The sequence below is a fragment of the Kribbella jiaozuonensis genome (assembly GCF_005233875.1).
In the GTDB taxonomy this organism is placed as follows: domain Bacteria; phylum Actinomycetota; class Actinomycetes; order Propionibacteriales; family Kribbellaceae; genus Kribbella; species Kribbella jiaozuonensis.
Genome location: NZ_SZPZ01000002.1, coordinates 575,244 through 600,791 on the forward strand (window position 1 = coordinate 575,244; position 25,548 = coordinate 600,791).

Genomic DNA, 25,548 nt, shown 5'->3' on the forward strand with positions numbered 1-25,548 from the left:
GCGCAAGAAGGCGGCCGCCGGTCGCCCGGTGCCGCGCCGTCGACCGGACGGGGCGGAGCGGAAGGCCCCGGCGAAGAAAGCAGCGGCCAAGAAGGCGACCGCTAAGAAGGCGCCAGCCAGGAAGCGGCCTCCGCAGAATCGGCCTCAGCCGAGGCCTAGGAAGCGGAAGGTGCGGAAGGCGCCTCGGATGTTGCGGTTGGGGCGGCCGGCGGTGCGGTTGCGGGTTACGTTCGGGGTGATGGCGTTTGTGTTGTCGCTGTTCGCCGGGCGGCTGGTGCTGCTGCAAGGGGTGGACCCGGACAGCTACGCCCAGGCCGCGACCCGGGAGAACACCAAGCCGTTCATCCTGCACGCGACCCGTGGCGCCATCACCGATCGCAACGGCGTCGAGCTCGCGGTCTCCGAGGACGCAGTAGCGATCACCGCCGACCCGACCCAGACCAAGCCCGTCGCGCAGCAGCTCGCCTCGATCCTCGCCCCGAAGGTCACGGGTACGACGTACGGCAAGCTGGTCGCCGCGATGACCGGCAAGGGCCGGTTCGCGTACCTCGCGCACCAGGTCCCGCCGACGACGTGGAGCGCGATCCAGGCCGAGATCAAGACGGCCAACGCGACCATCGCCCAACAGAACAAGGGCAAACCACAGGACCAGGCTGCCCCGCTCCTCGCCGGCCTGTACACCGAGGACGACCCGATCCGCAGCCACCCGAACGGCAGCATCGCCGCGACCGTGGTCGGCGTGACCGGTGCCGACGGCAAGGGACTGTCCGGGCTCGAGTACGGCCTGAACGACAAGCTCTCCGGCCACGACGGCCGCGCGATGTACGAGGTCGACACCAAGGGCAACAAGATCCCGAACGCGAACCACACGGTCGAGGAGCCGAAGCCCGGCGTCGGCGTACAGCTGACCCTGGACACCGATCTGCAGTTCTTCGCGGAGAAGCGGATCGAGCAGGCGGTCAAGCAGTACAAGGCCAGCTCCGGCACTGTGATCGTGATGGACGTGAAGTCCGGCGAGGTCATGGCGATGGCGAACTATCCGACCTTCGACCCGAACAAGCCGTACAAGCCCAGCGACCTGAACAACCCCGCGCTGGAGCGCACCTACGAGCCCGGCAGCGTGCAGAAGGTGGCGACGATGGCCGCCCTCGCCGACGCCGGCCTGATCGACCTGAACACCAAGCTCCGGGTGCCCGGCAGCATCGAAGTCCAGCGCCGCACGATCAAGGACCACTGGGACCACGGCCCGATGAACCTGACCATCGCCGGCGTGGTCGCGAAGTCGTCGAACGTCGGCACGATCATGGCCGCGCAGCAGATGCGGATCCCGCAGTTCGTGAAGTACCTGCACGACTTCGGGTTCGGCCAGCCGACCGGCCTGGACTTCCCGGGCGAGAGCAACGGCAAGCTGATGGACGGCGACGAGTGGCCGGAGATCACCCGGTCGAACGTCGCGTTCGGCCAGGGCCTGTCGGTGAACGCGGTGCAGATGACGGCCGCGGTGAACACGGTCGCCAACGGCGGCGTCTACGTGCCGCCGAAGCTGGTCCGCAACTACGTCGACGCGAACGGCACCGTGGTCCCGAACCAGACCGCGGCGCCGCACCGGGTGGTGAGCGAGAAGGCCGCCAAGGAGGTCGCCACGATGATGGAGGCGGTGACCGCGAAGAAGGGCACCGCACCGCAGGCGGCGATCGACGGTTACCTGGTCGCAGGCAAGACCGGTACCGCGCAGGAGGTCGACTCGGCCTGTAGTTGCTACCGCAAGTGGGCGACTTCTTTTGCCGGATTTGCTCCGGCCGACAACCCGCGCTTCGTTACTTACGTCGTACTGCACGACCCGAGTGACGGTGTTCGGGGTGGTGGCCTGCAAGGAGGACCGGTGTTCCGAGACGTGATGAGCTACGCGCTGCAGAAGTACGTTGTCCCGCCGACCGGAGCAAAGCAGCCCAACGTCCCGATCACTTGGTGATGGTGACGCAGGGTCAGGTAGGAGTCACAGGGTCCGGAGCGGTAGCCTCAGGGCCCGTGTCCACCCCTACCGCCGCAGGCGGCGCGGTCGCAGCGATCAGGCCACGGCACGTCGTGCCGGTCAGCCTCGCCGACCTCGCGAGCGTCGCCCACACACAGCTTCCGGCAGAGTCGCCGGTAGCCGTTACCGGCGTCACTCTCGACTCGCGCTCCGTCCTCCCCGGCGACCTGTACGCCGCTCTGCCCGGTGCGGTCACGCACGGCGCCGAGTACGTCGCGAAAGCCCAGCAATCCGGCGCCGTCGCGGTACTGACCGACCCCGCCGGCGCCGACCGTGCCGCTGCGACCGCCCTGCCGGTGCTGGTCGTCGACAACCCGCGCAGCGTCCTCGGCGCGGTCGCGTCCCGGGTCTACGGCGATCCGACCAGTGAGCTGCGGTTGCTCGGGGTCACGGGGACCAACGGCAAGACGACAACCAGCTTCCTACTGGACGCAGTACTGCGGGGGCTCGGTCCAGCAGCGTTGATCGGCACGATTCAAACGCGTGTTGGCGATGAGGTCGTGAAGAGCGTCCGGACCACTCCGGAGGCCACCGACCTGCAGGCGTTGTTCGCGGTGATGCGGGAGCGGGCGGTCGCGTGGTGCGCGATGGAGGTGTCCAGCCACGCGCTGGCGCTGGGACGCGTCGACGGCGCTCGATTCGCGGTCGCGGGGTTCACCAACCTCACACAGGACCATCTGGACTTCCACAAGACGTTCGAGGACTACTTCCAGGCGAAGGCCTCGTTGTTCACCCCGGAGCGGTGTGATGTAGCCGTGGTGACCATCGACGACGAGTACGGGCGCAGGCTGGCGGCACAGACCGTCGTACCGCTCGTGACTGTGTCGACCAAGAGCGACGCCGACTGGACCGTGGCCAACCGGCATCAGTCCGAGCACGGGACCACGGTGTTCGACGTTCAAGGGCCGGACGAGACGCTGACGCTGGAGATCGCGCTGCCGGGCGAGTTCAACATCGCCAACGCGCTGCTGGCGACCGTGATGCTGCGACAGGCCGGCGTACCCGCCGACGCGATCGCGGCCGGTCTGCGTACGGCGACCGTGCCCGGGCGGATGGAGCTGTTCACCCGCGAGGACGGCCTGGCCGTGATCGTCGACTACGCGCACACCCCGGACGCGGTCGAGCTGGCGCTGAAGGCGGCGCGTGGCGCGACCAAGGGCCGGTTGTTCGCCGTCGTCGGCTGCGGCGGTGACCGCGACCCGTGGAAGCGCCCGGCGATGGGCGCGGCCGCTGCCCGTACTGCGGACGTGGTGATCGTGACCGACGACAACCCGCGCAGCGAGGACCCGGCGTCGATCCGGGCCGCCGCCGTGCAGGGTGCGCGGGAGGCGGTTCCGGCAGTCGACCTGCACGAGATCGGCGACCGCCGACAGGCCATCGCCGCCGCGATCGAGCTGGCCGGCCCGGGCGACACCGTCGTCGTACTCGGGAAGGGCCATGAGACCGGCCAGGACGTCGGCGGTGTGATCCACCCGTTCGACGACCGTGAAACCGTGCGTGACCTGTTGGAGGCAGACCGGTGATCCCTGTCAGTTGCGGCGAGATCGCCGACGCCGTCCGCGGCGAGCTCGTGGGTGTCGAGCCCACGGCCGTCGTCGACGGCGCGGTGGTGATCGATTCGCGAGCCGCCGAGCCGGGCGGGCTGTTCGTCGCCCTGCCCGGTGAGCGCGTCGACGGGCACGACTACGTCGGTACGGCGACCGCGGCAGGCGTCACGGCCGCGCTGACCACCCGGCCGATCGAGGGGAGCCCGTGCATCGTCGTCGACGACTCGCAGCGGGCGCTCGGCGATCTGGCCCGGCTCGTGGTCGGCAAACTGCCGGACCTGAAGGTCATCGCCCTCACCGGTTCCTCCGGCAAGACCAGCACCAAGGACCTGATCGCCCAGGTCATCCGGCCGTACGGCGAGACCGTGTCGCCGGAGGGCTCGTTCAACAACGAGATCGGGCATCCGCTCACCGCGCTGCAGGCGACCACGACGACGAAGTACCTGATCGCCGAGATGGGCACGCGGCACCAGGGTGATATCGCCTACCTGACCGGGATCACCGCGCCGGACATCGGCCTGGTGCTGAACGTCGGCACCTCGCACATCGGCGAGTTCGGATCGCAGGACAACATCGCGATCGCGAAGGGCGAGCTGATCGAGGCGGTGCCGGCGGACGGCATCGCGATCCTGAACGCCGACGACCACCGGGTCGCCGCGATGCGGAGCCGGACCCAGGCACGCGTGCTGACCTTCGGCGAGGCGGCCGAGGCCGACATCCGCGCGGAGGGCGTGAAGCTCGACGCGGAGGGACGGCCCGCGTTCGCCCTGCACCTCGGGAACTTCAGCGGCGACGTGCAGCTGCAGTTCATCGGTGAGCACTACGTGTCGAACGCGCTGGCTGCTGCGGCGGTCGGTCACGCGATCGGTCTGACGCCGGACCAGATCACCCACGGCCTGAACGCGGCCACCCGGGTGTCCGCGGCGCGGATGGAGCTGACCGAGCGGGCGGACGGCGTGACGATCATCAACGACGCGTTCAACGCCAATCCGGACTCGACCCGCGCGGCGCTGAAGTCGCTGGTGGCCATCGGCCGGTCGCGCGGCGCGCGGACCTGGGCGGTGCTCGGCGAGATGCTCGAGCTCGGCGACACCTCCGCCGACGAGCACGACGCGATCGGTCGGCTCGTCGTCCGCCTGGATGTGAACCGGCTGGTCGTGGTCGGCGAGGGTGCGAAACCGATCCATCTCGGCGCCTCGCTGGAAGGCTCGTGGGGCAACGAGTCCGTGTTCGTCGACACGATCCCGGAAGCGCTCGACCTGCTCAGGTCCGAGCTGCGCGCGGGGGACGTCGTACTGGTGAAGTCTTCTAAGGGCTCGAAACTGCGCAGCCTCGCTGACGCATTGCTGGAGGACCTGCAGTGATCTCGATCCTGTTCGGTGGCGCCGTCGCGATGGTGCTGACGCTGATCGGTACCCGCTGGGCGATCGCCCTGTTGTCCAAGCGCGGTTACGGTCAGGAGATCCGCGACGACGGCCCGACCTCGCACCACACCAAGCGCGGTACGCCGACGATGGGCGGCACCGTCTTCATCCTGGCCACGATCGTCGGGTACTTCGCGGCGAAGGTCTTCACGATGACCGCTCCGACCGCGTCGGCGCTGCTCGTCCTGTTCCTGATGGCCGGGATGGGCGCGGTCGGCTTCCTGGACGACTTCATCAAGATCTTCCGGCAGCGCAGCCTCGGCCTGCGCAGCAAGGCGAAACTCGCCGGCCAGACGATGGTCGCGGTGATCTTCGCGGTGCTCGCGCTGCAGTTCCCCGACGACCGCGGACAGAAGCCGGCCTCGCCGTTCATCTCGTTCATCCGCGACATCGGCTGGCTGGAGCTGCCGGCCATCCTGGTGATCATCTGGATCCTGCTGCTGATCGCCGGTATGTCGAACGGCGTCAACCTCGCCGACGGCCTGGACGGTCTCGCCACCGGCGCGTCGATGATGGTGTTCGGCGCCTACACGCTGATCTGCATCTGGCAGTTCAACCAGAGCTGTGCGACTGCGCAGGGCGTCGGCGCCAAGTGCTACGAGGTTCGAGATCCGCACGACCTGGCTGTGGTCGCAGCCTGTTTGACCGGTGCGCTGTTCGGCTTCCTGTGGTGGAACGCGTCGCCGGCCAAGATCTTCATGGGTGACACGGGTTCGCTGTCACTCGGTGGTGCGCTGGCCGGTCTCGCGGTGATGACCCGGACCGAGCTGCTCGTGCTGCTGCTCGGCGGGCTGTTCGTCATCATCACCGCCTCGGTGATCCTGCAGGTCGGCTACTTCAAGGTGACAAAACGTACGGCGGGAGTCGGGAAACGGCTCTTCCGGATGGCGCCGCTGCAGCATCACTTCGAGATGCTCGGCTGGGAACAGGTCAACGTCGTGATCCGGTTCTGGATCATCCAGGGCCTGTGTGTGGTGATCGGTCTCGGGGTCTTCTACGCGGAATGGGTGACCGGATGAGTCTCGAGACAAGGACCGACGACGGCTGGGCGACGACGCGGTTCGTCGTACTCGGCTTCGGTACGGCGGGCTACGCCTGCGCCGACTCGCTGATCCAGGCCGGCGCCGAGCACCTCGTCGTACTCGATGATCGCGACAACGAGGCGTTGCGCGAGAAGGCCGTGATCCTGGAGACGCTCGGCGCCACGATCACGCTCGGCCCGGGCAGTACGACGGAGCTGCCGAAGGACGTCGACGTCGTCGTCACGTCTCCCGGCGTACCGCCGCACACGCCGTTGCTGGCGCAGGCCGCCGAGCGCGACGTACCGATCTGGAGCGAGATCGAGCTCGCCTGGCGTCTGCGCGACCCGGCCAACGCCGCGCCGTGGCTGTGCATCACCGGCACCAACGGCAAGACCACGACGGTGCAGATGCTGACCGCGATGCTGCAGGCCGCCGGTCTCCGGACCGTTGCCGCGGGCAACGTCGGGCTGCCGCTGCTCGAGGCCGTGATGGACCCCGAGCCGTACGACGTGATCGCGGTCGAGCTGTCCAGCTACCAGTTGCACTACACGCACTCGATGTCGGCGCACTCGGCCGCCGTACTGAACATCGCACCCGATCACGTCGACTGGCACGGCTCGCTCGAGGCGTACGCCAAGGACAAGGGCCGCATCTACGAGAACTGCCAGATCGCGTGCGTCTACAACGTCGCCGACGAGGCGACCGAGCAGCTGGTGATGGACGCGGACGTGATCGAGGGCTGCCGCGCGATCGGCTTCACCCTCGGTACGCCGGGACTGTCGATGCTCGGGATCGTCGACGACCTGCTGGTGGACCGGGCGTTCGTCGAGCAGCGGGCATCTTCCGCGCTCGAGCTGGCGATGATCTCCGACGTCACACCGGCCGCGCCGCACAACATCGCGAACGCGCTGGCCGCAGCCGCGTTGGCACGGGCGTTCGGCGTACCGGCGACCGCGATCCGCGACGGGCTGCGCGGGTTCCGGCCGGACAAGCACCGGATCGCGCACGTCGCGGAGGTTGCCGGGGTCAACTATGTCGACGACTCGAAGGCAACCAACCCGCACGCGGCGCAGGCCTCGTTGCTCGCGTACGAGCACGTGGTGTGGATCGCCGGCGGTCAGGCCAAGGGCGCGACGTTCGACGAGCTGGTGATCGCGGCCCGCGAGCGGTTGCGTGCCGTCGTCCTGATGGGCCAGGACAAGCAGGTGATCGTCGAAGCACTCCAGCGACACGCACCAGATGTCCCGAGGATCGTCGTCGAGGCAACAGACACTGGAGCTATGCAGATCGTGGTGGGGGAGGCGGCGAAGCTCGCACAGGTGGGTGACACCGTGCTGCTCGCGCCTGGCTGCGCATCCTGGGACATGTTCGCCAACTACGGAGCCCGTGGGGACGCCTTCACCGAAGCCGTACGCGCGCTCGACGTCTGACCCGGAGGTGATCGCGTGACCTCGATCGCGGATCAGCCCGAGGGCAGGAAGAACAGCGAGCGGGCCTGGGTCGCGGCGATCCGGGACGTGCTCGACCGGCCGCTGACGTCGTACCACATCGTCCTTGGCGCGACCGGTCTGCTGCTCGTGCTCGGGCTGATGATGGTGCTGTCGGCATCGAGTGTGCTGTCGCTGCGCGTCAACGGGAACAGCTACACGATCTTCGTCCGTCAGCTGATCTGGGTCGTGGTCGGCCTGCCGATGGCGTACGTCGCCTCGCGGATGACGCCACGGCACTTCCGGATGCTCGCGTACGTCGCCCTGCTCGGCTCGATCTTCCTGCTCGTGCTGACCTACATCCCCGGCCTCGGCGTCGGCGTGAACGGCAACACCAACTGGCTGAACCTCGGCGGTCCGCTGCAGATCCAGCCGAGTGAGTTCGCCAAGCTGGCGATGGTGATGTGGTGCGCGGATCTGTATGCCCGCAAGGAGAAACTGCTCACCCAGTGGAAGCATCTGCTGGTCCCGATGGTGCCGGTCTGCGGTCTGGTGATCGCGCTGGTGGTCGGGCAGCACGACCTCGGTACGGCGCTGGTGCTGATGGCCGTCATGATCGGCATGATCTGGATCGTCGGCGCACCGACCCGGTTGTTCGTCGCGACGATCGTCGTGGTCGGTGCGGTGGCGACGTACTTCGTCAACGCGGAGAAGTACCGGATGCAGCGGGTCACGTCGTTCCTGGACCCGTTCTCGGACCCGATGGGTGTCGGCTGGCAGGCGTACCACTCGTTCTACGCACTCTCGACCGGCGGCTGGTGGGGCGTCGGAATCGGCAACAGCCGGCAGAAGTGGAGCAACCTGCCGGAGGCGCACACCGACTTCATCTTCTCGGTGATCGGCGAGGAGCTCGGCCTGGTCGGGTCGCTCACCGTACTTGCTCTGTTCCTCACCCTGGCGTACGCCGGGGTGCGGATCGCGACCCGGAACACCGAGCCGTTCGTCCGCTATGCGGCAGCCGGGATCACCATCTGGATCATGGCCCAGACCCTCGTCAACCTGGGCGCCGTGATCGGACTGCTACCCATCGTGGGTATCCCGCTCCCGCTTTTGTCGTACGGTGGTTCCGCACTGCTGCCGACGCTGATCGCGATCGGCATGCTGCTGTCCTTCGCGAAGGCCGAGCCCGGCGCGCAGGCCGCCCTGAAAGAGACCAGGCGGCCCCGGTTCGGGTGGCTGCCTTCGCGGCGTACGCCGCAACACAAGTGAACCCGCGGGAGCGTTGAAAGCTGTGCCCAGCATCGTTCTGGCCGGCGGCGGTAGCGCCGGCCACACCTCACCCCTGATCGCCACCGCCGACGCGCTGCGCCGGATCGACCCGACCGTCGAGATCCTCGCCCTCGGGACCGAGCGCGGCCTCGAGACCCGGGTCGTGCCGGAGGCCGGCTACCGGCTGGAGCTGATCCCGCCGGTGCCGCTGCCCCGCAGGCCCACGCCGGCGCTGCTCGCCGTACCGGGGAAGATGCTGGCCTCGGTCAGCGCGGCCCGGCGGGCGCTCGACGAGGCCAAGGCCGACGTCCTGGTCGGGTTCGGCGGCTACGTCTCCACCCCGGCGTACGTCGCCGCCTGGCGGCGGAAGACGCCGATCGTCGTGCACGAGGGCAACGCGGTGCCGGGGATCGCCAACAAGTTCGCCGCCCGCTACTGCACGCAGCACGTGAAAACGTCGTTCCCCGGCAGCGAGCTGCCGCACGCCGAGTACGTCGGGCTGCCGATCCGGCGCGCGATCTCGACGCTGGACCGGGCCGCGCTGCGGGCCGAGGCGCGGCAGTTCTTCGGGCTGGACCCGGACGCGCCGACGCTGTTCGTGACCGGCGGTTCGCAGGGTGCGCGACAGATCAACGAGGCCGTCTCCGGCGCCGCCGCCGACCTGCAGGCGGCCGGTATCCAGGTCCTGCACGCGATCGGCCCCAAGAACAGCCTCGAAGTACCGCAGACCGGCCGCTATCCGTACGTCGTCCTGAACTACGTCGACCGGATGGACCTCGCGTACGCCGCGGCCGACCTGGTCGTCTGCCGGTCCGGGGCGAACACCGTGACCGAGGTGTCCGGGGTCGGGCTGCCCGCGATCTACGTTCCGCTGCCGATCGGTAACGGTGAGCAGCGGTTGAACGCCAAGCCCGTGGTGGACGTGGGTGGCGGTGTGCTGATCGACAACGCCGAGATGACCGCGGACTGGGTCCGGGCGAACGTGCCGCAACTTCTGCACGACCGCGAGCGTCTGACAGCCATGTCCACAGCTGCGACCGGTGTGATCCGGACGGATGCCGACGAGCGATTGGCGCGGATCATCCTCGATGTGGTGAGGTCTGCTTCGTGATCGTCACCGCACCTGACACGCTGCTGCCTGCCGAAAAGCTGGGCAGAGTGCACTTCGTAGGGATCGGCGGAGCCGGAATGTCCGGTATCGCCCGGATCATGGCCTCGCGCGGGATCGAGGTGTCCGGGTCCGACGCCAAGGACGGCAAGGTGCTCGCCGCGCTCCGGGCGCTCGGCGCGACATGCTGGGTCGGTCACGCCGCCGAGCACGTCAAGGATGTCGACACCGTGGTGGTGTCGACCGCGATCCGTGAGACCAACCCCGAGGTGGTCGCCGCCCGCGAGGCCGGGATCCCGATCCTGCCCCGGGCCGCCGCGCTCGCCTCGGTGATGGTCGGCCGCCGTACGCTCGCGGTCGCCGGCACGCACGGCAAGACGACCACGACGTCGATGCTCACGGTCGCGCTGCAGCACTGCGGCGCCGACCCGTCGTATGCGATCGGCGGCAACCTGAACGAGTCCGGGTCGAACGCCCACGACGGCACCGGCGACCTGTTCGTCGCCGAGGCTGACGAGTCGGACAAGTCGTTCCTGACCTACTCGCCCGAGGTGTCGATCGTCACGTCGGTCGAGCCGGACCACCTGGACAACTACGGCGACGAGGCCAGCTACCGCAAGGCGTTCGAGGAGTTCTGCGACCGCGTGCTGCCCGAGGGCTTCATGGTGATCTGCCAGGACGACGCCGGCGCGCGACGGCTGGCGGAGTACGCGCGGGACCGCGGCATCGACGTACGGACGTACGGCGAGTCCGAGGACGCGGATCTGCATGTCACCGAGATCACCGCGAACGGCGCGACGCAGTCGTTCGTGCCGGTGTACCGCGGGCGGAAGCTGCCGATGGTCCAGCTGCAGCAGGCAGGTAAGCACAACGCGCTGAACGCCTCGGCCGCGCTGACGGTCGGGCTCGGGCTCGGGTTCTCCGCGGCCGACCTGGCCGAAGGGCTGGCGGCGTTCACCGGCACCGGCCGGCGGTTCGAGTTCAAGGGGCTCGAGGACGGCGTGCGGGTGTTCGACTCGTACGCGCATCACCCGACCGAGCTGGCCGTGGACCTGACCGCGGCGCGCACGGTGGCGGGGGAGGGGCGCGTGATCGCGTGCTTCCAGCCGCACCTGTTCAGCCGGACGCGGATCTTCGCCAAGGAGTTCTCCGAGTCGCTGGCGCTGGCCGACGAGGTCGTCGTGATGGACGTGTTCGCGGCCCGCGAGGACCCGGAGCCGGGGATCACCGGGGCGCTGATCGCCAACCACGTGCCGCTGAAGCCGGACCAGGTCCGGTTCGAGCCGTCGTGGTCCGCCGTACCGCAGCTGGTCGCGGACCTGGCCGAGCCGGGTGACCTGGTGGTGACGCTGGGCGCGGGCGACGTGACGCTGATCGGCCCGGAAGTCGTTGGGCTGCTGGCCGAACGCGCCGCTGTGCGCGAATCGGCCCGCGAGCCTGCGGCCGACGCGCTCACACCTGTGGTGGAGTAATTGGGTGGGGTTTGTTGAATGAGCCAGAGCGTTGATCTGGCTCGGGCACAGCAGCGGTTCGCGCGCCGGCAACGGCTGGTGCGCTGGCGGAGTTGGCTGCCCTGGGCGATCGGCGGCGGACTGCTCGTCGTGGCCGGGCTGATCGTCTGGTTGTTCTACTTCTCTTCGGTGCTTGCGGTCTCGGGCGTCCGGATCAGCGGTGCCGACACGGTGCCGCTGGCAACGATCGAGCAGACCGCGGCGGCGCCGATCGGCACCCCGCTGGCGAAGGTGGATCTGCGGTCGATCGCGGACCGGGTGCGGGAGATCCCGGCGGTCGCGGACGCGCAGGTGACCCGCGCCTGGCCGAACAAGATCGTGATCGTCGTCACCGAACGGGTTCCGGTCGTGGTCGTCACCGACGGCTCGCGGTACGAGCTGGTCGACGCGACCGGTACGTCGTACCGGACCGTGCCGGATCGGCCGGCCGGACTGCCGGAGGCGAAGGTGACCGGGGTACGGCGCGACGTCACCGTGCACTCGGTGGTGACGGTTTCGGCGGCCCTTCCGGAGACCCTGCGGGCACAGGTGGGCACGATCTCGGCGGCGTCGCCGGACTCGATCACGCTCAACCTCAGCTCGGGTGTGAAGGTCGTTTGGGGTAGTTCCGATGACAGTGAGCGCAAGGCCGGGGTACTGAGCGTGCTGATGAAGCGGCAGGCGAAGGTGTACGACGTCTCGGCGCCCGATCTCCCTGTCACCAAAGGGGAAAAGCGGTGACGAGTCACATCCGGCGCATGCGCGGCGAGGCGCGTGGACTTTGCCCGGAGGCGTCCCGTACCGTGCGTCGTAATCTAAAGTTGACATAACTCTAAGCATTCACTTGAGGTTCAGTCTTTTCGCTGGACAACGGGAAACGAACGAGGCGAGAGGCGCGGACGTGGCGGCACCGCAGAACTACCTGGCACTCATCAAGGTCGTTGGTATCGGCGGGGGCGGCGTGAACGCCGTCAACCGGATGATCGAGCACGGTCTGAAGGGCGTTGAGTTCATCGCGATCAACACCGACGCGCAAGCGCTGTTGATGAGCGACGCGGACGTCAAGCTCGACATCGGCCGCGAGGAGACCCGTGGTCTGGGCGCCGGTGCGAACCCGGCGATCGGGCAGAAGGCCGCCGAGGACCACGCCGAGGAGATCGAGGAGGCGCTGAAGGGCGCCGACATGGTCTTCGTCACCGCCGGCGAGGGTGGTGGCACCGGGACCGGCGGCGCGCCGGTCGTGGCCCGGATCGCCCGCTCGCTGGGAGCGTTGACGATAGGTGTCGTCACGCGGCCGTTCTCCTTCGAGGGAAAGCGGCGCGCGACCCAGGCGGAGGACGGCATTGCCACCCTCCGCGAAGAAGTCGACACGCTGATAGTGATTCCGAACGACCGCCTGCTGACGATCTCCGACCGCGCCGTGTCCGTGCTGGACGCGTTCAAGCAGGCCGACCAGGTGCTGCTGCAGGGTGTTTCCGGCATCACCGACCTGATCACCACGCCCGGCCTGATCAACGTGGACTTCGCCGACGTCAAGGCAGTCATGTCGAACGCCGGCTCCGCGCTGATGGGTATCGGCTCGTCCCGCGGCGAGGACCGTGCGGTCGCGGCCGCGGAGGCGGCCATCTCGTCTCCGTTGCTTGAGGCAAGTATCGAGGGTGCGCACGGCGTCCTGCTCTCGATCGCGGGCGGGTCCGACCTGGGCCTGTTCGAGATCAACGAGGCGGCCCAGCTGGTGTCGGAGTCCGCGCACACGGACGCGAACATCATCTTCGGCGCGGTCATCGACGACGCCCTCGGCGACGAGGTGCGCGTCACGGTGATCGCGGCCGGCTTCGACGGCGGCATGCCCAAGCGCCGCGAGCAGGCGATGAACCAGGCCCGCCCGCAGTCCTCGCGACCGGCCTCCCAGAGCTACTCGGCCCCGATGTCAGGCGGCTCGACGTCACAGTCCGGCCAGCAAGGCAACCAGCCGGGCGGTCAGGCTCCCGGCCAGCAGTCGGGCCAGCCCGGGACCGGCGGTCAGTTCACCGGCGGGCAGCAGGGTGCGGGCCAGGCTCCTGGCGCGACAGGGCAATCGGTTCCTGCGCAGCCCACGTCCAACGGTCAGCAGTCTGTGCCCACGCATTCGGTGCCGGGCCAGCAGCCGGCTTCGAACCAGGCAGCGCAGTCGTCCGCCCCGCAGCCGACTCCGACCGACGACACGGTCCCGGTGCCCGCGCCGACCGAGCCGCGCAACGGCGTCGGTACGACGAACTCCGCCCGCCCGCAGCCCGGCGACCCGGTCCGCACGGTCCAGCCAGGTCAGTCCGCGCCGCACACTCCGGCGTCGCCGACCGCACCGTCGACCCAGCACTCCTGGCCGACGCACGGACCGAGCACCTCGGCAGGCAGCCAGTCCAGCCAGCCGACGCAGTCCAGCGCGCCGAAGCCGAAGAAGCCGGAGCCCGAGGAAGACCTCGACATCCCGGACTTCCTGAAGTAGCCGGAGGCCTCAGCCGTCGGTCGGCGGCTGAGCCTGGCGCGGGCGGTAGACCGACACGACGACGCCGTACCGCGCCTCCTCGGGGCCGGCGTTGGTCAGCCCGTCGACCAGCCCGCTCAGGGTTTCGGCGAGTTCTTCCGCCTGAGCTGCGGTCAGCCGGAGGTTCCGGACCGTGAACATCGGGTCGGGATCGGCCGTTTCCAGGTCCGCCGCGATCGCCTGCAGCGCGACGGTGTTGTTCGCCCGCGCGCCTTCACCGGTGAAGCCGAACCGCCGGACGGACCGGCGGTAGTACTGCTCGGTCCCACCACGGACCTGCCGCGTCTCTGCGACGTGGACCATGCCGGCGTCACGAAGTACGCCGAGGTGATGGGCGACGTTGCCCTTCGCCGTACCGAGTGCTGCGGAGAGCTGGCTGATCGTCGCCGCCTCCTGCCCCAGCGCGAACAGCAGACGGTGCCGCAGCGGGTGCCCGAGCGCCTTGAACTGGGCGGCGCTCGACACCTCGAGGTGATCCACGATCTCGGCCATGAATAAAGCGTCGAGAATTCTTGACGCTTTGTCAATCCGGATGCTCTACTCCTGCCATGGACATCGAAGAGATCAGAGCCGTTCTCGGCCGGCTGGGCGCGTTGGTCGGCGAGCACTACGTCTTCCCCGAGGTCGGCGCCGAGGTCAGGGACCGGCTGGCGACGGCGGTCGCCGACGGCCGGTACGACGAACTCCGGACCCCGGAGGAACTGGCCGAACGGGTCACGGCCGACCTGCAGCTCGGCAACCGGGACAAGCACCTGCGGCTGATCTTCCGCCGCGACGGGCTGCCGGACGAGACGGACCCGGCGGCGGAGGAGGCGCACTGGCGCCGGCGGGCCGAGCTCGACGCCGGCGGGATGGCACGCGTCGAACGGCTCGACGGCAACATCGGCCTGCTGGAGATCCGCCCGTTGCTGTATCCGCTCGAACTCGCCGCCTCGGCGGTCACGGCCGCGCTGTCACTGCTCGCATCGACCGACGCATTGCTCCTCGACCTACGCCGTTGCCTGGGCGGGTCACCTGATCAGGTCGCGTTCATCTGCACCTACCTGCTCGACTCAGACGAGCCGGTTCACCTGCAGGACCTGGTGAACCCGGGCGACGGGACCACGCGGCAGTTCTGGACATCGGCGTACGTTCCGGGTCCGAGGTTCGCCAAGGACAAGCCGATCTGGGTGCTGACCAGCCCGGCGACGTTCTCGGGCGGTGAGGAACTGGCGTACAACCTGCAGCAGTTCAAGCGGGCGACGATCGTGGGCGAACAGACGGGCGGCGGCGCGCACCCGCGTCGCGGTTTCAAGCTGCACGAGCAGCTCGAGGCCTCGGTGCCGGTGGCGCGATCGGTCAACCAGGTCTCCGGGACCAACTGGGAGGGCACCGGCGTCACTCCCGATCTCGCAGTCCCTGCCGAGCAGGCGTTCGCAGAGGCGTATCGCCGGGCGGCCGAGCACGTGATCGGGCTGCCGGCAGAGCCGGAGCGCAACAGTGTGACCGACGAGGCGCGGACAGTACTGGGTCCGGTCGCTGTGGCTGGATAACCTTCAGACGTGTTCGGCTACGACGAGGTTCGCATCCCCGCCCGGGTCGTCTTCACGGATCGGTACGGCGGCGCCAGCAAACCGCCGTACGGCGAATTCAATCTCGGCGGGTACGGCGAGGACGCCGAGCGGATCGCCGAGAACTTCCGCCGGGTCGCGACCGCTTTCGACGTGGAGCCGGACGCGGTCGTCCGGGTCAGCCAGGTCCACGGCCGCGACGTCCATGTCGTCGGCCCGGACGACAACCTGCCGCTCGAGCAGAACCCGAAGGCGGACGGGCTCGTCACGACGCGCACCGATGTTGTGCTCGCCGTACGCGCCGCGGATTGCCTTCCGGTGCTGCTGGTCGGCGACGGCGTGATCGGCGCAGCGCATTCCGGACGCAAGGGCATGTACGTCGGCATCGTGCCGGCGACCGTCGACGCGATGCGGGACCTCGGCGCCTCGCGCATCACCGCCGTACTCGGGCCGTATGCGTGCGGGAAGTGCTACGAGGTTCCTGAGGAGATGCGCGCCGAGGTCGCGGAGCGCGTGCCGGCGGCGTACTCCGAGACGAGCTGGGGGACGCCGGCTCTCGACGTCGCGGCCGGGGTGAAGGCGCAACTGGCCGAGCTCGACGTCGAGGTGGTCGACGCGACCGCGTGCACGATCGAGTCCGAGAACCTGTACTCGTACCGTCGCGAAGGTCCGACCAGCGGCCGGATGGCGGGGCTGATCAAACTGGTGACGCCATGACGGATCGCGCCGACGAGCTGCGCAGCAACTTGCTGCAGGTTCAGGAGCGGATCGAGAAGGCCTGTCAGGCGGCCGGGAGATCCCCGGACGAGGTCACCCTTGTCGCGATCACCAAAACCTTCCCAGTCAGCGATGTACGGGCGCTGGCGGCCCTCGGAGTCCGGGACGTCGGCGAGAACCGCGAGCAGGAGCTCAAGGTGAAGGCGCCGGAGTGTCCGGACCTCACGTGGCACTTCGTCGGCCAGTTGCAGTCGAAGAAGGCCAGGTCCGTTGTGCGGAACGCGTCGGTCGTGCACTCCGTCGATCGGTCGTCACTCGTCGAAGCGTTGTCCAAGGCCGCGGTCGCCGAGGAGAAGACGCTGCGCTGCCTGATCCAGGTGAGCCTTGCGGCGTACGGATCGGCCGAGGCGGCGACCGGCGCCGGGCGGGGTGGTGTCGAGCCTTCCGACGTACCCGATCTGGCCGCGGAGATCGCGGCCGCGGACGGGCTGGAGCTCGGCGGGGTGATGGCGGTCGCACCGCTGGGATCGGACCCTGGCGAAGCCTTCGCCGGACTGCGGGAAGTAGCGTCGCGGCTACGCTCCGAACACCCCGGCGCCGACTGGATCTCGGCCGGGATGACCGGCGATCTGGAAGCCGCGATCAAGCACGGTGCGACACACGTCCGGCTCGGGCGCGCCTTACTCGGTACGCGTCCTCCACTCGGTTAGTGTCGACATCGAGCAGGTTTTGCTTCCTGCTCACCGTTGTTGTCGTTTCACCGTCGAACCGGATCGAGGTGCTGGAGGGCCATGAGCGGCGCACTGCGCAAGATGGGTGTGTACCTCGGCTTGGTCGAGGACGGGGAGCGCTACAACGCGCGGTACGACGACTACGAGTACGACGAGTACGACGACGACGCAGTCGACGATGTTGACGGGGACTCCCACGAGACCGAGCCGGTACCTGCCGGCCGGGAGAGCCGCGAATCTCGCGAGGACCGCGAGACCACCAGCGGCGCGACGGTCAGCAAGTTCCCAGACCGGCGCGGGGTCGCGCCGTCCCCGGAGGTTACCGAGTTGGCCCGCATCACCACCGTGCACCCGCGCAGCTACAACGAGGCGCGCGTCATCGGTGAGCATTTCCGCGACGGCACTCCCGTCATCATGAACCTGACCGAGATGGATCACGCCGACGCCAAGCGACTCGTCGACTTCGCCGCCGGGCTGATCTTCTGCTGCCGTGGATCGATCGAGCGGATCACCACCAAGGTCTTCCTGGTCTGCCCGCCGAACGTCACGGTCGCCGCCGAGGAGAAGGAGAAGATCGCCGCGGACGGGTTCTACAACCAGAGCTGACGCTCTGGTTGGTTCCTGGCCTTCCGCCGTCTTCTACACTCATTGACGACATGAATGCTCTAGCGCTCGTCCTCAGTGTCCTCAGCTGGGTGCTGCTCGCCTTCTTCCTGGTACTGGTGGCGAGGTTCGTGCTCAGCCTGATCGTCATGTTCGCGCCCCAGTGGCACCCCAAGGGCCCACTGCTCCTGTTCTTCGAGCTGATCTACTCGATCACCGATCCGCTGCTGCGGCCGCTCCGGCGGATCCTGCCCCCGATCGGGGCCGGCGGGGTGCGGATCGACCTGTCCATGCTGATGCTGTTCGTCATCGTTTCGGTGGCGATGTCCATCAACTCAACGGCTCTACGGTCGTTGTGAGGGTGAGAACGGCGAGGACTGGGTAGGTAGAGTCTCGGGAAAAACGGGGCCGTATCTACGGGGCCGCTCCGCTGGGCAGGACCGTTGTCGACCGCCCGGATTCCGTCATAAGACAACGAAGCGATAACGTGATCTACTGAGTCGCCGGGGTGCAACACTACGGGGACTCCGCCAAGACACAGACAAACGAGGTGAAAGATGCCGCTGACGCCGGATGACGTCCGCTCGAAGCAATTCACGCCCGTCCGACTACGGGAGGGCTACGACGTCACAGAGGTCGACTCCTTCCTCGACGAGGTCGAGGCAGAGCTCGAGCGACTTCTCGCCGAGAACGAGGAGCTGCGGGCCAAGCTCGCGGCGGCGCAGCGCGCGGGTGCGGACCAGCAGCGGCCGGTCGTCGACCAGACCGCCGCCCTGCCGCCTGTCGTGCAGCAGCCGAAGCCCCCGGTCGTGGTCGAGAAGCCGGAGGAGAAGCCCCCGGTGATGCCCGCGGTCGCGGCGGCTGGTGCAGCTGCGGCGGCCGGCTCGGTCGGCGACGCCTCCAGCTCGGCCGTCCGGCTGCTGGAGATGGCCACCAAGCACTCCGACGACCTGGTCCAGGAGGCGAAGGACACCGCCGACAAGATCATCGGCGAGGCCCGCGCCAAGGCGGAGCGCCTGGAGAACGAGGCGCGTGGCAAGGCCGACCGGATGACCGGTGAGGCCCGCGCCCGCGCCGAGAAGCTCGACGGCGAGATCGCGGAGCGTCGTGCGCAGATGCTCGGCACCCTGGAGAAGCAGAAGGGTCAGCTCGAGCGCACGATCGACGACCTGCACGCGTACGAGCGTGAGTACCGCAGCCGCCTGAAGACGTACTTCACCGAGCAGCTGAAGGCGCTCGGCAACGGCGACGACACGCTCAGCCCGCGCAACGGCTTCCGCCCGGAGGCCCGCGCCCAGGCTCACGGTCACGGCGTGTAAATAACACCTCGTTGAGGAGGCGGTGCTTTCCGGCGGCACCGCCTCTTCGTCATGTCTGGACACTTCTGACACACGGTCCCACCGTGGTGACAGGGCGTCAGGGCAGGCGAGAGATGTACGTCTGAGAAGTGCGGGTGATTCCCCGGCCGGTCCATCGGGGAACACACCACGGAACAGCTCGGCGCGAGCCCGGAAGTGCGGGCCCGCGCCGTACGGCTTTTACGCCTTGGTCAGCCAGTAGCTCAGCTGCAGGTCCTCTTCGGTGCCGCTGGCAACGTCTGCCTCCGAGGGGGCGGACTGGTTCAGCTCGACGGCGAGCACCTCGCGGGCGATCTCGTCGGCGTGCTTGCCCAGGGCATCGGACAGCTCGGCGTCGGTCGAGGTCAGCCAGACCTTGATCCGGTCCGAGACCTCGAGGCCGGCGTTCTTCCGGGCCTCCTGCAACGTCCGGACCACCTCGCGGGCCAGGCCGGCCTGCCGCAGCTCCGGCGTCACCTCGAGGTCGAGGGCAACGGTCTCGCCCTGCTCGTTGACCACCGACCAGCCTTCCTTCGGCCGCTCGGACAGCAGTACCTCGGACTCGCTCACCCGGACGTCCGCGCCGTCGACCACGACGCTCGCCGACCCGGTCTCCTTGAGCTCGACCGCGAGCGCACCGGCATCCGCGGCGGCGATCGCGGCCGCGACCACCGGCGTCTGCTTGGCGAACCGCTTGCCCAGCTCGCGGAAGTTGCCCTTGGCAGAGAACTCGACCAGATCCGCACCCGCTGCGGACAATGGCTCGACCGTGCCCACGTTGAGCTCGTCGGCGATCTCCTGCAACAGCTCGGGCGACAGGTCCGCGATCGCGGCCGATCCGACCAGCGCACGGGCCAGCGGCTGGCGTGTCTTCACCTTCGCCTCGGCGCGGGCCGACCGGCCGAGCTCGACGACCCGGCGGGCCATCGACACGTGCTGCGCGAGGACGTCGTCGATCAGCGTCTCGTCGTACGTCGGGAAGCTCGACAGGTGGACCGATTCGGGCAGCTCCGGCGCGACCGGGCGGAACACGTCCTGCCAGACCCGCTCGGTGACGAACGGCGTCAGCGGCGCCATCACCCGGGTCAGCACCTCGAGCGTCTCGTGCAGCGTGGCCAGCGCGCCGGCGTCACCGGCCCAGAACCGGCGGCGCGAACGGCGGACGTACCAGTTCGACAGCACGTCGACGAACGAGTTGATCAGCAGACCGAGCCGCTGCGTGTCGAACGCGGCGTACGCCTCGTCGGTGTCGCGGACCAGCCGGTGCGTCTCGCTCACCAGCCACCGATCCAGCACCGAGCGATCTGATACGGCAGGAGCGGCTGTGCCTTTTTTCTCGGCGGGCGACCAGCCGGCCAGCCGGGCGTACAGCGCGTGGAACGCGACCGTGTTCCAGTAGGTCAGCAGCACCTTGCGGACGATCTCGTTCAGCACGTTCGGCCCGATGCCGCGTGCCTTCCACGGCGAACCGGACGCGGCCATGAACCAGCGCACCGCGTCCGCGCTGTGGTCGTCCATCAGCGGGATCGGCTCGAGGATGTTGCCGAGGTGCTTGGACATCTTCCGGCCGTCCTCGGCCAGGATGTGCCCGAGGCAGACGACATTGCGGTACGACGACTCGTCGAAGACCAGCGTGCCGATCGCCATCAGCGTGTAGAACCAGCCGCGGGTCTGGTCGATCGCCTCGGAGATGAAGTCGGCCGGGTAGCTCTGCGCGAACTTCTCCTTCGATCCTTCCGCCCACGGGTAGCCCCACTGCGCGAACGGCATCGAGCCCGAGTCGTACCAGGCGTCGATCACCTCGGGCACGCGACGTGCCTCCTGACCGCACTGCGGGCAGTCGAAGGTGATGTCGTCGACGTACGGCCGGTGCGGGTCGGTGGCGCTCAGGTCGCGACCGGCGAGCTCGCCGAGCTCGGCCAGCGAGCCGACGCAGACCTGGTGGTCGTCGGCGCAGCGCCAGATCGGCAGCGGCGTACCCCAGAAGCGGGAGCGGGAGACGGCCCAGTCGATGTTGTTGCGCAGCCAGTCGCCGTACCGGCCCCACTTGACCGAGTCCGGGTACCAGTTGGTCTGCTCGTTCTCGCGGAGCAGGGCGTCCTTCACCTGGGTGGTGCGGATGTACCAGGACGGGAGCGCGTAGTACATGACCGGGGTGTGGCAGCGCCAGCAGTGCGGGTACGGGTGCTCGTACGGCACGTGCTTGAACAGCACACCGCGCGCGTCGAGGTCCTTGACCAGGTCCTCGTCGGCCTTCTTGAAGAACTGCCCGCCGACCAGCGGTACGTCGGCGTTGAAGTGACCGCTGGAGTCCACCGGGTTCACGACCGGCAGGTTGTACGCGCGGCCCACCGCGAGGTCGTCCGCACCGAACGCGGGGGACTGGTGCACCAGACCGGTGCCGTCCTCGGTGGTGACGTAGTCCGCGAGTACGACGTAGTGCGCCGGCTCGTCGAACGGGACGAGCTCGAACGGCCGCTGGTAGTTCCACAGCTCCATCTCGCGGCCGACGTACTCGTTGGTCACCGTCCAGCCTTCACCGAGCCGGTCGAGCAGCGGCTTGGCGACGACCAGCGACTCCACGCCGTCCGTGGCCACGACGTACTCGACGTCGGGGTGTACGGCGACGGCCGTGTTCGACACGAGGGTCCACGGCGTCGTCGTCCAGACCAGCAGCGACGCCTTGCCCGCGAGCGGACCGGACGTCAGCGGGAACCGGACGTACACCGACGGGTCGACGACGGTCTCGTACCCCTGGGCGAGCTCGTGGTCGGACAGACCGGTGCCGCACCGCGGGCAGTACGGCGTGATGCGGTAGTCCTCGACCAGCAGGCCCTTGTCGTGGATCTGCTTGAGCGACCACCAGACCGACTGGACGTACTCCGGGTCCATTGTCTTGTACGGGTGCTCGAGATCGACCCAGTAGCCCATCCGGACGGTCAGCTCGTTGAACGCGTCCACATGCCGCAGCACCGACTCGCGGCACTTGGCGTTGAACTCGGCGATGCCGTACGCCTCGATGTCGTTCTTGCCGCTGAAGCCGAGCTCCTTCTCCACCGCGACCTCGACCGGGAGGCCGTGGCAGTCCCAGCCGGCCTTGCGCTCGACCCAGAACCCCTTCATGGTCCGGTAGCGCGGGAACACGTCCTTGAAGACGCGGGCCTCGATGTGGTGCGTGCCGGGCATCCCGTTCGCGGTCGGCGGGCCTTCGTAGAACGTCCACGGCTGACCGCCGGCGGACTGCTCGAGGCTCTTGGCGAAGGTGTCGTGCTCGTCCCAGAGGGTGAGCACCTCGCGCTCGAGCGCGGGGAAGTCGACCTGGGCGGGAACCTGCCGCCAAGGGGTGTGAGGGGTTTCTGCCGCCATCTGTCCGTCGTCCTTCGTCGCCAGTGCTGCTGCTGAGCTGCTGTGGCGAGGGACGAAGCACCCGGACCAGCCGGGAGCCGCGCGGTACCACCCTCCTTGGTATCCCTCCGCGAGATACCCACTTCCTTTTGCTGCCGCTGCCGGTTCTAATAGGTCCCTTACAGACCGTTCTTCCGGCGGCTCCGGGGTGATGGCCCCATCAATGCCTTGCGGATCGCGGTTGTCAGTGTACGGCGTCGTACCAGCTGACTACGAATCGTTAATCGTTCTTGGGGGAGTGGCCGATGAGCCGACTGAAACGTTCGGTGACATAGCGTAGTCGCTGAGACGAGGCTGTGACGCGCGGAACATCGAGCGGACTTGAAGAACCGACTACCGTATGTCCACGGTCTGCGCGTCGGGCTGGCACGTGGTGATCACGTGGCCTACTGTCTTGCGACCAGTCCGCTTCAGTCTCCGACGAAGGCAGGGGGTAGCTGATCAGCATGGCTACATCGGCACAGAAGAAGTCCGCCCCCCAACGTTCTGCCGCGGCCAAGAAGAGCGCCGCGAAGAAGTCCGAGCCGGTCCAGAAAACAACGGCCCGGAAAGCCCCGGCGAAAACTGCGCCGGCCAAGAAGACTCCCGCGAAGAAGTCGGCGTCGACTTCCACCGCGGCCAAGAAGGCTCCGGCCAAGAAGATCCCTGCCAAGGAAGCCCAGACGAAGAGGGTGGCCATGAAGACGAACGAGAACAGGACCCCGGCCACGGCGCCGGCGAAGTCCGCTGCACATACGGCCGAAACCTTCAAGGTGAAGCCGGGCGAGGATCCGTGGACCGCTGCCGAGCTCGCCGAGCTCCGCACGGAACTCGAGGGTGAGGTCGAGCACCTCAAGGAAGAGATTCGCGACGCCGAGCAGGAGATCGCGGGCCTGTTCCGCGACGGCAGCGACGGCGCCGGGAACGACCAGGCCGACGTCGGGTCGACCACCCTGGAGCGGTACCACGAGCTGTCGCTGGCCAACAACGCCCGCGACATGCTGAACCAGATCGAATTCGCGCTGACCCGGATCGACGACGGCACGTACGGCGTCTGCGAGAACTGCGGCAACGCGATCGGCAAGGGTCGGCTGCAGGCGTTCCCGCGTGCGACACTGTGCGTGTCATGCAAAGAACGCCAGGAACGCCGCTGAACGACCCCACCTCGTCTCACCAGGTGGGAGACGCAGAACCAACGGAACCGGCCGACGAATCGTCGGCCGGTTCTCCGCCGTCTCCTCCGTCGACCCGGTCGTGGAAATGGATCGGGTTGTTCGGCGGGGTCGGGCTGTTGATCCTGCTTCTCGACCAGATCACCAAAGCGCTTGCTTTGACTCATCTCACGCCCGGTGAGCCGGTGAACGTGATCGGGAGCTTGCTCAAGTTCAACCTGATCCGGAATCCGGGCGCCGCGTTCAGCCTCGGGACCGGTTACACGCCGTACATCTCGGCGGTGCAGATCACCGTCGCGATCGGCGTGGTCTACCTGTCCCGGCGGCTCGGGTCGGCGGGCTGGGCGGTCGCCTTCGGGCTGCTGTTCGGCGGCGCGGTCGGGAACATCATCGACCGGATCTTCCGCGAGCCGTCGGCGTTCCACGGGCACGTGGTCGACTTCCTGCAGACGCCGCACTGGGCGATCTTCAACGTCGCGGACATGGCGGTGACGTCGGCCGCCATCCTGCTGGTGATCCAGACGCTGCGCGGGGTCAAGCTCGACGGGACCCGGGAGCAGCGGCGGTGACATCTGGAACCTCAGGGACGTCCCGGACCGTGATGGTGCCGGACGGTCTCGCAGGGGAGCGGCTCGACGCGGCGCTGTCCCGGCTGTTCGGCGTGTCCCGGACCAAGGCGGCGGAGCTGATCGAGTCCGGCCTGGTCCAGGTCGACGGCGTCGCCGCGCTCAAGTCCGCCCGCGTGACCGCCGGTGTGATGCTCGACGTCGAACTGCCGGCGCCGCCGTCCGAGGTGACCGTCGTACCGGAGACCGTGGACAACCTGCGGATCGTGTACGACGACGACGAGATCGTCGTCGTCGACAAGCCGGTCGGGGTCGCCGCGCATCCGTCGCCCGGGTGGACCGGCCCGACCGTGATCGGGCACCTGGCCGGCGCGGGGTTCAACATCTCCACGAGCGGCGCGGCCGAGCGCAAGGGCATCGTGCACCGGCTCGACGTCGGCACGTCCGGGCTGATGGTGGTCGCGAAGACGGAGTACGCGTACACCGCCCTCAAGCGCGCCTTCAAGGAGCGGACGGTCAAGAAGATCTACCACGCGCTGGTGCAGGGTCACCCCGACCCGTTCACCGGCACCGTGGACGCGCCGATCGATCGACACCCGCACCACGACTACAAGTTCGGCGTGGTGGCCGGCGGCAAGCCGAGCGTGACCCACTACGAGACCCTCGAGGCGTTCCGGTACGCGACGCTCCTCGAGATCACCCTCGAGACCGGTCGCACGCACCAGATCCGCGTCCACATGTCCGCGATCGGCCACCCGTGCTGCGGCGACCTGACGTACGGCGCCGACCCGGTCCTCGCCGAACGCCTCGGCCTCACCCGCCAATGGCTGCACGCGATGCGCCTCGGCTTCACCCACCCCGGCACCGGCGAGTATGTCGAGTTCACCTCGGAGTACCCGGCCGACCTGGACCAAGCCCTGGACCTGCTCGTCGACACATGAGGGCCCGCCGGGCGCTGACGATCGCCACCATCGTCGCGCAGGGAGTCTTCATCGTCGGCACGCTCGTCGGCGGCGCGATCGAGGGCCACGGCTACAACGCCGCCCGCCACGACATCAGCGACCTGGCGGCGCTCACCGCCCACCACGCGACCCTGGCCCGCCTCAGCCTCGGCATCGCCGGTGTCCTCACGATCGCGTTCGCGCTTCTCGTACTGCGCCCTGCCCTGCGCACCGCCGACGGCCGCGAGTCCGCCGGCGCCTGGCTGGTCGCCTTGTCGCTGGCCGGCTGGGACAACCTCAGCGACGCCTTCTTCCGCCTCGACTGCCGCGACGCGGACGCCGCGTGCGTGTCGACGGCCTCGTTCGACTCCTGGCACGCCAAGGTGCACCTCGCGTCGTACGTCGTTGCCGGCGTCGCGACGGTGATCGCGCCGTTCCTGCTCTCCCGCCGGATGCGCACGCTCGACGGCTGGCGCGACCTGGCCGGCCCGACCCGGATCGCCGGCTTCGTCATCGTCGCCGCGCTGGCCGTGACGGTGTTCACCGGCGGCACCGCGGTCCAGGGTCTGGCCCAGCGGTTCGCGCTCTTCCTGGTGTCGTTGTGCGTCGTGCCGCTCGCCGTACGAGTGCTGAGACTGACCGGATAGCGGGCGGGTTGGGGACTCGTCGGAGAGCCCGTTCGGAAACTGTCTGAGGGGCGAACT

Annotated in this window: 21 protein-coding genes and 1 pseudogene; 20 read left to right on the forward strand and 2 right to left on the reverse strand. The window is 68.5% G+C overall.

What is annotated here, in order from left to right:
- Positions 1 to 238 precede the first annotated feature (238 nt).
- The 10 genes and pseudogenes from FDA38_RS14325 to ftsZ all read left to right on the forward strand — a co-directional run.
- The gene (locus tag FDA38_RS14325) at positions 239 to 1,972 is read left to right on the forward strand and encodes a peptidoglycan D,D-transpeptidase FtsI family protein (protein ID WP_233714714.1); all 1,734 of its coding nucleotides are present in this window, start codon (positions 239 to 241) and stop codon (positions 1,970 to 1,972) included.
- Complete coding sequence (locus FDA38_RS14330; RefSeq protein ID WP_170989738.1) at positions 1,972 to 3,555, forward strand: UDP-N-acetylmuramoyl-L-alanyl-D-glutamate--2,6-diaminopimelate ligase; 1,584 nt, start codon at positions 1,972 to 1,974, stop codon at positions 3,553 to 3,555. Before FDA38_RS14325 ends, FDA38_RS14330 begins: the two co-directional genes overlap by 1 nt.
- The gene (locus FDA38_RS14335; protein WP_137254529.1) at positions 3,552 to 4,943 is read left to right on the forward strand and encodes a UDP-N-acetylmuramoyl-tripeptide--D-alanyl-D-alanine ligase; all 1,392 of its coding nucleotides are present in this window, start codon (positions 3,552 to 3,554) and stop codon (positions 4,941 to 4,943) included. The genes FDA38_RS14330 and FDA38_RS14335 overlap by 4 nt, the downstream gene beginning before the upstream one ends.
- Positions 4,940 to 6,022, forward strand: coding sequence for a phospho-N-acetylmuramoyl-pentapeptide-transferase (gene mraY / locus FDA38_RS14340; RefSeq protein ID WP_137254530.1), 1,083 nt, complete (start codon positions 4,940 to 4,942; stop codon positions 6,020 to 6,022). The genes FDA38_RS14335 and mraY overlap by 4 nt, the downstream gene beginning before the upstream one ends.
- Positions 6,019 to 7,455 carry a UDP-N-acetylmuramoyl-L-alanine--D-glutamate ligase gene (murD, locus tag FDA38_RS14345; RefSeq protein ID WP_137254531.1) on the forward strand — a complete coding sequence of 479 codons (1,437 nt, stop codon included), beginning with the start codon at positions 6,019 to 6,021 and terminating at the stop codon, positions 7,453 to 7,455. Before mraY ends, murD begins: the two co-directional genes overlap by 4 nt.
- Before the next feature lie 15 nt (positions 7,456 to 7,470).
- A complete protein-coding gene (gene ftsW / locus FDA38_RS14350; protein ID WP_137254532.1) occupies positions 7,471 to 8,721 on the forward strand; it encodes a putative lipid II flippase FtsW in 1,251 nt (416 codons plus the stop codon).
- Positions 8,722 to 8,743: 22 nt separating this feature from the next.
- Positions 8,744 to 9,832, forward strand: a complete 1,089-nt coding sequence (murG, locus tag FDA38_RS14355; protein WP_137254533.1) for an undecaprenyldiphospho-muramoylpentapeptide beta-N-acetylglucosaminyltransferase — start codon at positions 8,744 to 8,746, stop codon at positions 9,830 to 9,832.
- Positions 9,829 to 11,301: a UDP-N-acetylmuramate--L-alanine ligase gene (murC, locus tag FDA38_RS14360; protein WP_137254534.1), complete on the forward strand. Its 1,473-nt coding sequence runs from the start codon at positions 9,829 to 9,831 to the stop codon at positions 11,299 to 11,301. The genes murG and murC overlap by 4 nt, the downstream gene beginning before the upstream one ends.
- Positions 11,302 to 11,319: 18 nt before the next feature.
- Positions 11,320 to 12,060, forward strand: coding sequence for a cell division protein FtsQ/DivIB (locus FDA38_RS14365; RefSeq protein ID WP_137254535.1), 741 nt, complete (start codon positions 11,320 to 11,322; stop codon positions 12,058 to 12,060).
- Positions 12,061 to 12,220: 160 nt separating this feature from the next.
- Positions 12,221 to 13,166 (forward strand): annotated as a pseudogene (gene ftsZ, locus FDA38_RS43070) (cell division protein FtsZ); the annotation flags it as partial.
- A 647-nt stretch (positions 13,167 to 13,813) separates the two neighbouring features.
- On the opposite strand, the gene FDA38_RS14375 reads toward ftsZ, so the two are convergent.
- Complete coding sequence (locus tag FDA38_RS14375) at positions 13,814 to 14,335, reverse strand: ArsR/SmtB family transcription factor (protein WP_137254537.1); 522 nt, start codon at positions 14,333 to 14,335, stop codon at positions 13,814 to 13,816.
- 56 nt (positions 14,336 to 14,391) lie between these two features.
- On the opposite strand from FDA38_RS14375, the gene FDA38_RS14380 reads away from it, so the two are divergent.
- From FDA38_RS14380 to FDA38_RS14405, 6 genes are all read left to right on the forward strand, one after another.
- Complete coding sequence (locus FDA38_RS14380; RefSeq protein ID WP_137254538.1) at positions 14,392 to 15,375, forward strand: S41 family peptidase; 984 nt, start codon at positions 14,392 to 14,394, stop codon at positions 15,373 to 15,375.
- A gap of 9 nt (positions 15,376 to 15,384) precedes the next feature.
- Complete coding sequence (gene pgeF, locus FDA38_RS14385; protein WP_137254539.1) at positions 15,385 to 16,110, forward strand: peptidoglycan editing factor PgeF; 726 nt, start codon at positions 15,385 to 15,387, stop codon at positions 16,108 to 16,110.
- Complete coding sequence (locus FDA38_RS14390; RefSeq protein WP_137254540.1) at positions 16,107 to 16,820, forward strand: YggS family pyridoxal phosphate-dependent enzyme; 714 nt, start codon at positions 16,107 to 16,109, stop codon at positions 16,818 to 16,820. Before pgeF ends, FDA38_RS14390 begins: the two co-directional genes overlap by 4 nt.
- Before the next feature lie 81 nt (positions 16,821 to 16,901).
- Positions 16,902 to 17,447: a cell division protein SepF gene (locus FDA38_RS14395; RefSeq protein WP_137254541.1), complete on the forward strand. Its 546-nt coding sequence runs from the start codon at positions 16,902 to 16,904 to the stop codon at positions 17,445 to 17,447.
- Between the two features lie 50 nt (positions 17,448 to 17,497).
- A complete protein-coding gene (locus FDA38_RS14400) occupies positions 17,498 to 17,803 on the forward strand; it encodes a YggT family protein (RefSeq protein ID WP_137254542.1) in 306 nt (101 codons plus the stop codon).
- 198 nt (positions 17,804 to 18,001) lie between these two features.
- Positions 18,002 to 18,763 carry a DivIVA domain-containing protein gene (locus tag FDA38_RS14405; RefSeq protein WP_134098310.1) on the forward strand — a complete coding sequence of 254 codons (762 nt, stop codon included), beginning with the start codon at positions 18,002 to 18,004 and terminating at the stop codon, positions 18,761 to 18,763.
- Positions 18,764 to 18,982: 219 nt separating this feature from the next.
- On the opposite strand, the gene ileS is transcribed toward FDA38_RS14405, so the two are convergent.
- Positions 18,983 to 22,147, reverse strand: coding sequence for an isoleucine--tRNA ligase (ileS, locus tag FDA38_RS14410; protein WP_137254543.1), 3,165 nt, complete (start codon positions 22,145 to 22,147; stop codon positions 18,983 to 18,985).
- Positions 22,148 to 22,632: 485 nt separating this feature from the next.
- Between ileS and FDA38_RS14415 the strand changes: the two genes are divergently transcribed.
- From FDA38_RS14415 to FDA38_RS14430, 4 genes are all read left to right on the forward strand, one after another.
- Positions 22,633 to 23,319, forward strand: coding sequence for a TraR/DksA family transcriptional regulator (locus FDA38_RS14415; RefSeq protein ID WP_137254544.1), 687 nt, complete (start codon positions 22,633 to 22,635; stop codon positions 23,317 to 23,319).
- A gap of 137 nt (positions 23,320 to 23,456) precedes the next feature.
- Positions 23,457 to 23,906 (forward strand): signal peptidase II, encoded by a 450-nt coding sequence (lspA, locus tag FDA38_RS14420; protein WP_233714715.1) that lies wholly within the window; start codon positions 23,457 to 23,459, stop codon positions 23,904 to 23,906.
- A gap of 32 nt (positions 23,907 to 23,938) precedes the next feature.
- Positions 23,939 to 24,844, forward strand: a complete 906-nt coding sequence (locus FDA38_RS14425) for an RluA family pseudouridine synthase (RefSeq protein WP_137255466.1) — start codon at positions 23,939 to 23,941, stop codon at positions 24,842 to 24,844.
- The gene (locus tag FDA38_RS14430) at positions 24,841 to 25,491 is read left to right on the forward strand and encodes a DUF998 domain-containing protein (RefSeq protein WP_170989739.1); all 651 of its coding nucleotides are present in this window, start codon (positions 24,841 to 24,843) and stop codon (positions 25,489 to 25,491) included. The genes FDA38_RS14425 and FDA38_RS14430 overlap by 4 nt, the downstream gene beginning before the upstream one ends.
- The last annotated feature ends 57 nt before the right edge of the window (positions 25,492 to 25,548 follow it).

Bases quoted from the DNA above. Each gene is read 5' to 3' on its own strand.
- FDA38_RS14325 (WP_233714714.1), top strand. From the start codon at position 239: ATGGCGTTTGTGTTGTCGCTGTTCGCCGGGCGGCTGGTGCTGCTGCAA.
- FDA38_RS14330 (WP_170989738.1), top strand. From the start codon at position 1,972: ATGGTGACGCAGGGTCAGGTAGGAGTCACAGGGTCCGGAGCGGTAGCC.
- murD (WP_137254531.1), top strand. From the start codon at position 6,019: ATGAGTCTCGAGACAAGGACCGACGACGGCTGGGCGACGACGCGGTTC.
- FDA38_RS14365 (WP_137254535.1), top strand. From the start codon at position 11,320: ATGAGCCAGAGCGTTGATCTGGCTCGGGCACAGCAGCGGTTCGCGCGC.
- FDA38_RS14375 (WP_137254537.1), bottom strand. From the start codon at position 14,335: ATGGCCGAGATCGTGGATCACCTCGAGGTGTCGAGCGCCGCCCAGTTC.
- FDA38_RS14380 (WP_137254538.1), top strand. From the start codon at position 14,392: ATGGACATCGAAGAGATCAGAGCCGTTCTCGGCCGGCTGGGCGCGTTG.
- FDA38_RS14390 (WP_137254540.1), top strand. From the start codon at position 16,107: ATGACGGATCGCGCCGACGAGCTGCGCAGCAACTTGCTGCAGGTTCAG.
- FDA38_RS14395 (WP_137254541.1), top strand. From the start codon at position 16,902: ATGAGCGGCGCACTGCGCAAGATGGGTGTGTACCTCGGCTTGGTCGAG.
- FDA38_RS14400 (WP_137254542.1), top strand. From the start codon at position 17,498: ATGAATGCTCTAGCGCTCGTCCTCAGTGTCCTCAGCTGGGTGCTGCTC.
- FDA38_RS14405 (WP_134098310.1), top strand. From the start codon at position 18,002: ATGCCGCTGACGCCGGATGACGTCCGCTCGAAGCAATTCACGCCCGTC.
- ileS (WP_137254543.1), bottom strand. From the start codon at position 22,147: ATGGCGGCAGAAACCCCTCACACCCCTTGGCGGCAGGTTCCCGCCCAG.
- FDA38_RS14415 (WP_137254544.1), top strand. From the start codon at position 22,633: ATGGCTACATCGGCACAGAAGAAGTCCGCCCCCCAACGTTCTGCCGCG.
- FDA38_RS14425 (WP_137255466.1), top strand. From the start codon at position 23,939: ATGGTGCCGGACGGTCTCGCAGGGGAGCGGCTCGACGCGGCGCTGTCC.
- FDA38_RS14430 (WP_170989739.1), top strand. From the start codon at position 24,841: ATGAGGGCCCGCCGGGCGCTGACGATCGCCACCATCGTCGCGCAGGGA.